The sequence below is a fragment of the Actinophytocola sp. genome (genome assembly GCF_036402745.1).
Lineage (GTDB): Bacteria > Actinomycetota > Actinomycetes > Mycobacteriales > Pseudonocardiaceae > Actinophytocola.
The window spans coordinates 1-10,776 of sequence record NZ_DASWSJ010000049.1; the positions used below are offsets into that span (position 1 = coordinate 1).

Below are 10,776 nucleotides of genomic sequence, written 5' to 3' on the forward strand. Positions count from 1 at the left end.
CGTGAGCTTCTTCGGGATCGACGGCAGGTTGGCGCCCGGTGCGAGCGCCAGCGCGCAGTGCAGGCCGACGGTCGACCTGGCCGGGCCCGCGGCGAGCTGGCCCGCCTGCTCGGTCTGGTAGCGGTAGGCGTAGGTGTCCATACCGAGCAGCAGGCCCGCCGACGTGCCGACCTCCAGGAGGCCGACCGGCTTGCCGGCCTGCTTCGCGGCGATGGCGACCGCCGGATAGAGGAGCGCCGCCCGGCGGACCTCGTTGGTCTGGGTGACCCGCGTCGCGATCAGCTCGCGGACGCGGTCGGCACGCTCCAGCACGAACGTCCGGAACAGTGGCCACGTCCCCCCGTCGGGGCCGTAGCTGCCGCCGAGCGACGGGTAGTAGTTGGTGAGCTCGTGGAACGGCTCCGCCTGCAGGACCCGCTGGACCGCGGCGAACAGCAGCGTGGCGCCTGCCGACAACGCATCTGTGGCGGTGAGGAGACCGGCCACCTCGTCATCGTCGGCCGCGTGGCCCGCGAGGTGGCTGTACAGCGGGGAGATCGTCGCCGCGTGCTGGTCGGCGAACCACCGCAGGCGTCGACGGATCTCCTCCAGCGTCGCTGCGGTCATGTCCCTAGTCTGCCCGAGGCTCGGGCCGGCCGGGCTGTTCGCCTCCCCGCGCCTCGCCGTACGAGCGCTTCGGCACCAGCACCTTGCGCCGGAAGACGCAGACCACCGTGCCGTCCTGCTTGTACCCGCGGGTCTCGACGTAGACGACCCCCCGGTCGTCCTTGGACCGCGACGGCGTCTTCTCCAGCACCTCGGTCTCGCCGTAGATCGTGTCGCCGTGGAAGGTCGGCTTCACGTGCCGCAGCGACTCGATCTCCAGGTTCGCTATCGCCTTGCCGGAGACGTCGGGCACGGACATGCCGAGCAGCAGCGAGTAGACGTAGTTGCCCACGACGACGTTCTTGCCGAAGTCGGTGGTGTTCTCGGCGTAGTTGACGTCCAGGTGCAGCGGGTGATGGTTCATCGTGAGCAGGCAGAACAGATGATCGTCGTACTCGGTGACGGTCTTGCCCGGCCAGTGCTTGTACACCGCACCGACCTCGAACTCCTCGTAGTACCGACCGAACTGCACAGTTGCCCTCCGTACTCACGGCGACCGTCCGAACGGAAGGCAGTCTGCCAGGTGGAGTATCCTCGACAACTGGTGTGTGACTCCCCGCACCCGGACCCGAGGAGGTGAGGACGCGTGAGCGACCCGCATAACCATGACGGCGCACCTGGTTGCAGTACCACCCGCGTTCTCGCCGGCAGGGTCAGCTAGGCAGGCCCCTCGTGTTCCGGCCGGACGCTCCGGCGCCGGAGATCTCTGGCGCGTCGCGACTCGACGTAACACGCTGGAGGAACAGACATGCCTGCGATCCCCTCGCTCGGCGGCCTGAGAGGGCGTAACAACCGCCGCCCCGTCGTCCAGGCCACCCCCGAGCAGAACGCACACGTCATCGACTGCGCGGTCTACGTCAACGGCGAGCGGCTGCCCGGCCACTTCAGCCACGCCGACGCGGTGGCCGAGGTACGCAGGCGCCGCGACGGGTTCGTGTGGATCGGCCTGTACGAGCCGGACGAGGGCCAGATCCAGGGCATCGCGGACACCTTCGGCCTGCACGAGCTGGCCGTCGAGGACGCGGTCACCGCCCATCAGCGGCCCAAGCTGGACCGGTACGAGGAGACCTTGTTCATGGTCCTCAAGACGGTCCGCTACATCGCGCACGAGTCGCCCACCACGGCCAACGAGATCGTCGAGACCGGCGAGATCATGGCGTTCCTCGGCAAGGACTTCATCGTCACCGTCCGGCACGGCCGCCACTCCGGCCTCGCCAAGCTCCGCGAGGAGATGGAGGCGGAGCCCGAGCGGCTGCGGGTCGGGCCGGCCGCGGTCCTGCACGGCATCGCCGACCGGGTCGTCGACTCCTACCTCGCGGTCAGCGAGTCCTTCGAGAACGACATCGACGTCATCGAGGCCAGCGTGTTCGCCCCGCGCAGCCCGATCGGCGCCGAGCAGATGTACCTGATGAAGCGGGAGATCCTCGAGCTGCGCCGGGCCGTGATCCCGCTCGCCGTCCCGCTGCGCCGCCTCGCCGAGGGCTACACGCCGCTCGTGCCCGAGCAGGTCCGCTCCTACTTCCGCGACGTCGACGACCACCTCACCACGGTCTCCGAGCGCGTCGCGAGCTTCGACGAGCTGCTCACCACCCTGGTCGACGCCACGCTCGCCAAGATCTCGCTGCAGCAGAACACCGACATGCGCAAGATCACCGCGTGGGCCGCGATCATCGCGGTGCCCACCATGGTGGTCGGCGTCGAGGGGATGAACTTCGACTACATGCCCGAGCTGCACTGGCGGTTCGGCTATCCGATGGTCATGTTGGTCATCCTCGCGGCGTGCCTGATCCTGTACCGAATATTCCGCCGGAACCGATGGCTGTAGCTGGGCAGCCCGCGCGCATCGACCAGGCGTCGCGAACTGCTCAGCGCCATCCCAGGTAGGTAACCCGCCCGTGCTTCTGAGGGAGGTTCCCCCGTGACCCGGCTGCTCCTCAACCCCCGCTTCTGGGTGCTTGCTTTCGTACTCACCTGGCTCGCCCTGATCACCGTGCTGATCGCGATGGGACCGACCACGATCCCGGGCGGTGCCGGCGCAGGCGCACCCCGCTAGACACGCCGAACGGCGCCTTCGCGTGGAAGGCGCCGTTCGGGAACAGGTCAGTCCTCGTCGCCGATGACGGGGCTCGACGCCTTCTCCGGCTTGCCGAAGATGTCCTCGGGGTCGCCCACCAGGCGGCTGCGCGACTTGTGCTCGCCGCTGCCCTGCTGGCCCATGCCGCCCATCATGCCCATGGGCATCATCGGCATGCCCGCACCGCGGGCGGCACCCGAGCCACCACCCGACGCGGCCGCCGCCGCGGCGGTCCCCTCCGGCTTCGGCACCGGAGCCTGCTCGGTCGCCACCGTGTAGCCGCCGGGGCTCATGTTCGGCGCGCCCGCGCCCGCACCCAGGCTGCCGCCACCGCCACCGCCGACGCCACCCCCGCCGGCCCCGGCACTACCACCTCCGCCGCCGCCGGCCCCGAGCTCGGCGGCCTTCGTCTTGTCGTCGGCCGGAACCTTGGGCGTCTCCGGGACCTTCGGCTGCTGGAACGCCCAGTTCTCCTCGGGGAACGGGTGCGCCATGGTGATCTTCTGGAACTCCTGCGACCCGTCGACGCCCTCGCACAGCTGGACGAACGCCTCCAGCACCTGGCGCACTGCCTCGAACAGCTCCTTGGTGGGCCGCCGCATCAGGTCGAGGTACTGCCGGGTCCGCTCGTCGCCCTGGACGGGCATGACCATGCCCTCCGAGGCCGTCTCCGCGGTCTCGCCCAGCACCCCGGCCAGCTGCCGCACGATCTCGCGGACGCCCTCCGCGGTGACGTCCAGCGCGTCGGCGATGCCGAGCATGGCGTCGGACAGGTCGTGCCCGGCGAGCCCGACCTTCTGCATGTAGGCGATGAAGGAGTCCGCCGCCTCGCCGTCCCACGCCGCGTCGAGCTTGCCGAGCGGCTTGTTCAGCGCGTCGGTGACCTCGTTGGCGGCGTCGCCGACCAGCCGCCACCGGTCGGCCTCCGCGGACAGGTCGCTCCACCGGCCGACGACCGGCGCGAAGTACTCCTCCACCGGGTCCGGCACGCCGAGGTCGTGTGCGAGCTTGGACAGGTAGTCCAGGTGCCCGGCGAAGTCGTTGGCGATGTCGTTGCCGTCCTGGCCACCAGGGCTCCCCTGACCGTCCTGGTGGCCGGCCGGCAACACCGCCGGGCGCGGCTGCGGCACCCGCTCCGCGGCGACCGGCTCGTTCTCCTGCGTCGCGACCATGTCGGACCCCCTCAGCCCCGGCCCGGCTCGCGGCGCATGGCCGACGCGCTGGTCTCGTCGGAGTCGACGTACTTCGCGGAGACCTGCTGCAGGCCCGTCGACGCGGACTTGAGCGCCTCGACCGCGCGGGCGAGCTGGTCGCGCAGCTGACCGGCGGCCCGCGAGTAGGCCTGCGTGGTGTGCACGGTCCGGCCGAGCTGGCCGAACGACTCGTCGGTCAGCGGGTCGGTGGACATCGTCTGCACGCCCTCACCGAGCGCCTCGGCGCTCTTCGCGGTGAGCTCGGCGTAGCCGCCGACCCAGTCTGCGTCGAACTTGATCCCGGTCACGGGCGCACCTCTCGGCTGACGGCAGGGACGTCGGTGCTCCGACGATAGGACAGCCGACCGGGTTCCCGTACCGCCGGAAGTCGCGCTATCCGCCGCCGGACTGGCCGCTGCCGCCCTGCCCGGCGTTCGCGGACGTCGACGGGTACTCACCCGAGCCGTAGGGCACGGAGTCGAAGCTCTGCTCCACGTCCCGCGCGGACAGCGACGCCCCGTCGGGCAGCAGCTTGATGATCTCCCGCGACGCCGGTCTCTGGTCGTCGAGGCCGAGCACCTGGGCGGTCGCCTCGTCCGGCACGCCGTACTTCACGCCGCGGTCGGAGATCAGCGTGATCTGCCCGGTCCGGAAGTCCTGCGCCGAGGTGGCCTGGCGGACCACGGCGGCCCGCCCGGGCGGCATGTAGAAGTGGTCGACCCGGATGCCGTCCGCGCTCGGTGTGGACACGTCCACCGACGCCGAGTTGCCCGCCGAGTCCCTCGGCACCCCCGGCACCGCCTTGCCGACGTGCACCGACGTGCGCTCGATCATGCTGTCGCCCTCGCCGGACACGGTCCAGCCCAGGCATGCGACCGGGTAGTTCCCCGGCTGCAGCACCTCCGTGCGCCGCGCAGGGAAAGTGAGGTCGTCGATGCGGTCGTCGATCACCGGGCTGCGGCTCACCACCTCGGGCGAGAGCCGCGGCGGGTCGGGCGCGCCGATGTTGTCGAAGTAGCGGATGAGGTCGGCCGTGGTCTGGCTGATCCGCTCGATGCCCTTGTCCAGGACGACGTAGTACGCCGGTGCCTCACCGGTGGGCTGCACGCTGAACACGGCGCCGACGGCGAGGTTGTCCCCCATGGCGAAGCTCGGTTGCGAACCCCGGCCGGCGATGTCGGGGCTGACCAGCTCGGCCTTCTCGGGGATGGCGTTGAGCAGGCCGGTGGTGACGTTGCGGATGTCCTTCTCGTCGATGTTCAGCGCCGTCCGGACGTACTGGTCGGCCATGTTGACCTTGGCGCGCACGGTGTTGGTGTTCGGCAGGTTCGCCGTCGCCGGCGTGCGGTAGACGAGGTAGACCTCCTTGTTGGGGGCCCGTACGAGCAGCGACTCGTTGTCCTTGAGCTCGGGCCCGAGGTCGTTGACGCCGGCGATGACGGTGGTCTCCACCTTGTTCTGGCTGGCCGGGTCGGGCAGGTCCTTGTCGAGGATGTACTGGTCGCAGACCGTCCAGTACGGGTCGATCCGCTGGTCCTTGCTGGGCAGCAGGTCCGGCCCGTCCGGGATGCCGACCTTGCGGCCGCGCTGGATGTCGCGCAGCTCGTTGTCGTCGATCAGCGACGGCGCCACCACCTGCTGGGACCCCTTGTTGACCGGCCCGCTGTTGCCGCCCACCTGCTTGCTCTGGTCCTGGTTACCCAGCGACCGCGCGTAGAGCATCAGCCGCGCCGACGCGAGGTTGAACGTCGGGATGAGCTTGGCCTGCGGCTGGGCGAGGAACACGTAGACCTGCCCGGACGGCTTGCCGATGACGATGCCGTCCTTGTCCGGGACTTTCGGCTTCGGCGCCAGGATCCCCCAGATCAGGAAGCCGAGCAGACCCAGCGCGGCCAGGCAGACCCCCACGATGGTGGCTCTGCTGTGCGTGCGCATCGGGTCGTGCAGCATTACGGCGTCCTTGCGGACCAGCGCTGACTGCATCCGGCGCAGCACGAAGCGATACGCCTGAACCTGGGACTTGGTGGTTGGTGTCGATGGCATTCTCGCCTCTACTGCTCCCCGCTCGCGGTACCGTTTCGCAGGATAGACCCACAGGCATCGGTTGCATGTCGGTTCTCCACGAACCGGCACAATCGAACCGCCCGCAGCACGGCTACGAGGGGAAGATCGAGCGGATGTCGGTGAGCACTCCACCACGGCAGGGCAGGACGCCACCGCCGGGGCAGCCGCCGAGACCGCCGGGCCGCGGTGGCGGTCCGGGCGGGAACGGACCGCAAGGACCAGGGCCTGGGGGGCCGGGCGGACCAGGGGGGCCGGGCGGACCAGGCGGACCTGGTGGGCCGCCGACCGGGCCGGGCGCCGGACCGCGGCCGCCGGGCCAGCCACCCCGCCCGCCGCTGTCGGCCCGCCGCCGCACCAGCGGCGCGAGCCTGGGCGCGCTGCCCGTGTCCAACCTCGTGGTGCTGGAGATCGCGGTCGCGATCGGCCTGGTGCTGCTGGCCATCAGGAACGACGCGATCATGGTCTACGTGGCCATCGGCATCGCCGTCATCGGCCTGCTGATCGCCGCCATCCGCTGGCGCGGCCGCTGGTTCACCCAGTGGATCAAGCTCACCGTCAAGTACGCGTTCCGCTCGCACACGAGGGTGAGCAAGCCCACCACGCCGGTGAGCATCGACAGCATCGCCGACGAGGAGGGCACCCAGGTCACCGGTCCGGACGACCCGCGGGTGAGCCTGCTGCGCCTGGCCGTGCCGGACCTTGTCGTGGCGCACGGCACCGACCACGAGCGGCGCCCGCTGGGCCTGGCCTGGCACGAGAGCACCTGGACCGCGGTGCTGCTGGTCGACCCGGCGCCCGCGCTGGTCACCCAGGTCGGCGGCGCGCCCAACCTGCCGCTCGGCGCGCTCGCGCCGTGCCTCGAGGACCGCGGCGTCGTGCTCGACGCCATCCAGGTCATCTGGCACTGCTACCCCGGCAGCGCCGCGCTGCCCCCGAACTCCCCTGCGCTGGCCTCCTACATGGAGGTGCTCGGCCCGCTGCCGGCCGCCGCGCGGCGCACCACCTGGGTCGCGGTCCGGCTGGACCCGCGCCGGTGCCCGGCCGCCGTGCGCGAGCGCGGCGGCGGCGTGCTCGGCGCGCACCGGGCGCTGATCGGCGCGCTGTCCCGGGTGCGCAACGCGCTCGAGTCGCGTGGTGTGCCGACCCGTCCGCTCGACCCGGACGAGCTGCTCAAGGCCGGCATCTCGGCCGCCGAGCTCACCGCGGTCGCCGGCTCCAACCAGCGGGTGGGCCTGCGCGAGCGGTGGACCGGCGTCACCGCGGCCGGCGTCGGGCACGCGAGCTACGCGATCACCGGCTGGTCACGCGGCAAGGCGGCGCAGAGCCTCAACGCGCTCACCGGCGTCCGCGCGCTGTCCTCGACGGTCGCCGTGTCGATCGCCCCGGGCGGCGAGGACAACAAGGTCGGGCTGCGCGGGCTGGTCCGGGTCAGCGCCCGCACGCCGGCCGAGCTCGAGTACGCCGACGGGCGGCTGTCCACGATCTCCGACCGGCTGGGCATCACGCTCACCCCGCTGCGCGGCCTGCAGGTCGCGGGCCTGGCCGCCACGCTGCCGCTGGGAGGCCGGGCATGAGCGAGCGAGCGAATCGGTGTCACCGGGCGACCGCGCGCGGCGCGACCGAGCCTGTGAAAGGTAGGGCGTCGTGAGTGGATCCAGCAGGTTGATGGAGACGCAGGCCGGAACCGGCCTGAGCCAGGAGTTCCTGGTCGAGGCCGCCATGCTCGACGCGGTGAGCCCGAGCGGCGACCGCGGCGGCATGATGCTCGGCTCGGGCCTGCAGGGCGAGCCGCTGACCATCTCGGCGCTGCGCCCGGCACCTACCCGGATCGTGCTGGTCGGCGGGTTGTACATGGCCCGCCAGGTGGCGCTGCGGGCGATGGCCGTGGGTGCCTGGGTAGTCGTCGCCACCGGCCGGCCGGCCGCGTGGCAGGTGCTGCAGAAGGCCGCGGGCAACGGGCCGGACGGGCGACCGGCGCCGCTGGTGCAGATCCGCCGGCTGACCCCGGTGGAGCTGCCCCGGCCGTCCGAGGACGGGCCGCTGCTCGTCGTGCACGACGGAGGGCCGACCCCGCAGGAGCTGTTCCCGCCGCGCTCGCCGTGGCAGACCACGGTGTACGTGCTGCCCTACATGCACCCGCAGGCCGGCGCCACGGCCAACGCCGCCGACCTGGTGCTGCTGCAGCGCCTGCCGGTGGGCCAGGCCCAGCTCGCGGCCCGCATCTGGCGGCTGCCGCCGCCGATGGTGCACCAGCTGACCACGCTGGCCGACGACCAGGTCGTCGCGCTCGGCCGGAACCTGTGGAAGCCGCTGCGGCTGGTCACCACCCAGAAGGAGCAGGCGATCCTGGGCCCGGTGCGCCGGGGCGACTGAGGTACCGCCAGGTGGCAGCTCGGCCGGGTTCTCGGGCCGAGCTGCTTCGGTCCGGCACACGACCGCGCAGGTCGTCGCCGGCATCGACCGGGTCGGCACCAACCCGATCAGCGGCGTTCACTGAGTGCGACTCCGCTTCCGATCTCCGCGCCGGTGCGTGACGGGACGCGGCAGGTGGAGGAATTCGCTGGGCCGCCTGGATCAACTTCTTCCCAGCATGTCGCCAAAACGTTCATAAGTCGCAGAGCGAACGCGGCCGACTCTCTTGCGTGACCGCGATCCCACGACGAATGTTGAGTGCGTTCGCTTGCGAACAACCCACTCCATCCCCCATCCACAGTCGACCCCGTCGAGGGCGGGGGGTCCGCTGTGCCCTGCAAAGGAGACCAGGTAATGGGAGAGTCCCGGGTCATCTCGAAGAGACGGATTCTCGGCGCCTCGCTCGCCGCGGCGTCCGCCGTCGTGATGAGCGTGAGCCTCGGGTCCACGGCGCAGGCCGCCGAGGGCCAAGTCCTGTACGCCAACTCGGCGGACGCGATCAAGGGCAGCTACGTCGTCGTGTTCAAGGACTCGGCGGTGTCCGCGCAAGGCGTCGGCGCCCAGGTGTCCAGCACGGCCGCGAAGTACGGCAGCAAGGTCGCCTACACCTACAAGTCCGCCTTGCGCGGCTTCGCGGGCACGATGAGCGACCAGGCCGCGCGCCAGCTCGCCGCCGACCCCAGCGTGGCGTACGTGCAGCAGAACCGGACCGTCCGGATGACCACGGACCAGCTGAACCCGCCGTCGTGGGGACTGGACCGGGTCGACCAGCGCAACCTGCCGCTGGACAGCAAGTACACGTACACCACCACCGCGAGCGGCGTCACCGCGTACGTGATCGACACGGGTATCCGCACCACCCACCAGGAGTTCGGTGGTCGGGCCGTGTGGGGCACCAACACCACCGGTGACGGCAACAACACCGACTGCAACGGCCACGGCACGCACGTCTCCGGCACCATCGGCGGCTCCACCTACGGTCTGGCGAAGGCCGTCCGGCTGGTGGCCGTCAAGGTGCTCGACTGCGCCGGCTCCGGCTCGTTCGCCGGTGTCGCGGCCGGCATCGACTGGGTGACCACGAACCACACCTCCGGCCCGGCCGTGGCGAACATGAGCCTCGGCGCCTCGGGTTCGGACGCGGCGACCGAGACCGCGGTGCGGAACTCGATCAACGACGGTGTGGTCTACGGCATCGCGTCTGGCAACTCCAACGCCGACGCCTGCAACTTCACCCCGGCCCGCGTGGCCGAGGCGATCACGGTGAACGCCTCGACGAGCTCCGACGCACGGGCCTCGTTCTCGAACTTCGGCACCTGCACGGACATCTTCGCGCCGGGCGAGAGCATCACCTCGTCGTGGAACACCAACGACACCGCGTCCAACACGATCAGCGGCACGTCGATGGCCACCCCGCACCTGGTGGGCGCCGCGGCCCTGTACCTGGCCGCCAACCCGACCGCCACCCCGGCGGCCGTCCAGTCGGCGCTGAAGGCCAGCGCCACGACCAACAAGATCACCAGCCCGGGCACCGGCTCGCCGAACCTGCTGCTCTACACCGGCACCGCCGCCAACCCGCCCCCGCCGCCGCCGAACCCCTGCCCTGCGGCGACCAACGGGACCAACTACACGATCAACGACAACGCTACCGTGAGCAGCCCGATCAGCATCTCCGGCTGCACCGGTAACGGCGGCGCCGCGGCCACCGTCGAGGTGCACATCGTGCACACCTACATCGGTGACCTGGTCGTCGACGTCGTCGCGCCGGACGGGTCGGTCTACAACCTGCACAACCGTGCGGGCGGCAGCGCCGACAACATCAACCAGACCTACACCGTCAACCTGTCGAGCGAGGCAGCCAACGGCACCTGGAACCTCCGGGTCCGCGACGCCGCTTCACTGGACACCGGCTACATCGACAGCTGGACTCTCGACCTGTGACCGTCTCTGACGTCGCTGACCTCCGCTGACGTCACTGTGTGATCGGGTTTGCTGAGCGGCGCGTTCCCTTCGGGGGCGCGCCGCTCAGTGCTTTCCCTGGGGCCGCGGCCGCCCGGCTCGTCCCGGCAGTTGTCCACAGGCCGGCCAGTGCCACCACGCCACTGCGGGTGACCCCCAGCGGTGACCCGGACGCGTGCCCCGGCGGCATGCTCAGCCTGAAAGATGGAAAATTGTGATGGGGTTGTCGATCCCGGCTATCGTCGTTCGACGCGTAGTCGAAGGCGCCCGCAGGGGGCGGGCGCTCAGTGAACGATCACCGGCTACCCAGACACCAAGGACACTCCCATGACTGAACTGAACGCGGAAACTGCCCGGCGCGCGATCGTCGAACACACCCGGCGTCTGGCGGAATCGGCCGCCGCGGCCGGACCTGACGCCGCCGTGCCGACA

10 protein-coding genes are annotated in these 10,776 nt (G+C 70.9%); 5 read left to right on the top strand and 5 right to left on the bottom strand.

Features of this window, described 5'->3' with window-relative positions:
- Window positions 1-606: DUF2332 domain-containing protein (locus VGD70_RS05200; RefSeq protein WP_331078653.1), on the bottom strand; the 606-nt coding region annotated here is incomplete at its 3' end.
- A gap of 4 nt (window positions 607-610) precedes the next feature.
- Complete coding sequence (locus VGD70_RS05205) at window positions 611-1,117, bottom strand: MaoC family dehydratase (RefSeq protein WP_331078655.1); 507 nt, start codon at window positions 1,115-1,117, stop codon at window positions 611-613.
- Between the two features lie 276 nt (window positions 1,118-1,393).
- Between VGD70_RS05205 and VGD70_RS05210 the strand changes: the two genes are divergently transcribed.
- A complete protein-coding gene (locus VGD70_RS05210) occupies window positions 1,394-2,470 on the top strand; it encodes a magnesium and cobalt transport protein CorA (RefSeq protein ID WP_331078657.1) in 1,077 nt (358 codons plus the stop codon).
- 93 nt (window positions 2,471-2,563) lie between these two features.
- Window positions 2,564-2,698, top strand: coding sequence for a hypothetical protein (locus VGD70_RS05215; protein ID WP_331078659.1), 135 nt, complete (start codon window positions 2,564-2,566; stop codon window positions 2,696-2,698).
- Window positions 2,699-2,745: 47 nt separating this feature from the next.
- On the opposite strand, the gene VGD70_RS05220 is transcribed toward VGD70_RS05215, so the two are convergent.
- The 3 genes from VGD70_RS05220 to eccB form a co-directional block, all read right to left on the bottom strand.
- Entirely contained in the window at window positions 2,746-3,891 is a 1,146-nt protein-coding gene (locus VGD70_RS05220) for a hypothetical protein (RefSeq protein WP_331078661.1), read from the bottom strand.
- Between the two features lie 11 nt (window positions 3,892-3,902).
- A complete protein-coding gene (locus VGD70_RS05225; protein WP_331078663.1) occupies window positions 3,903-4,220 on the bottom strand; it encodes a hypothetical protein in 318 nt (105 codons plus the stop codon).
- 85 nt (window positions 4,221-4,305) lie between these two features.
- The gene (eccB, locus tag VGD70_RS05230) at window positions 4,306-5,955 is read right to left on the bottom strand and encodes a type VII secretion protein EccB (RefSeq protein WP_331078665.1); all 1,650 of its coding nucleotides are present in this window, start codon (window positions 5,953-5,955) and stop codon (window positions 4,306-4,308) included.
- A gap of 404 nt (window positions 5,956-6,359) precedes the next feature.
- Between eccB and eccE the strand changes: the two genes are divergently transcribed.
- The 3 genes from eccE to VGD70_RS05245 all read left to right on the top strand — a co-directional run bounded on the left by eccE (window position 6,360) and on the right by VGD70_RS05245 (window position 10,326).
- The gene (gene eccE / locus VGD70_RS05235; RefSeq protein WP_331078667.1) at window positions 6,360-7,550 is read left to right on the top strand and encodes a type VII secretion protein EccE; all 1,191 of its coding nucleotides are present in this window, start codon (window positions 6,360-6,362) and stop codon (window positions 7,548-7,550) included.
- Between the two features lie 91 nt (window positions 7,551-7,641).
- Window positions 7,642-8,349, top strand: a complete 708-nt coding sequence (locus VGD70_RS05240; protein ID WP_331078671.1) for a hypothetical protein — start codon at window positions 7,642-7,644, stop codon at window positions 8,347-8,349.
- Window positions 8,350-8,742: 393 nt separating this feature from the next.
- Window positions 8,743-10,326, top strand: coding sequence for a S8 family peptidase (locus tag VGD70_RS05245; protein WP_331078669.1), 1,584 nt, complete (start codon window positions 8,743-8,745; stop codon window positions 10,324-10,326).
- Window positions 10,327-10,776: the final 450 nt, after the last annotated feature.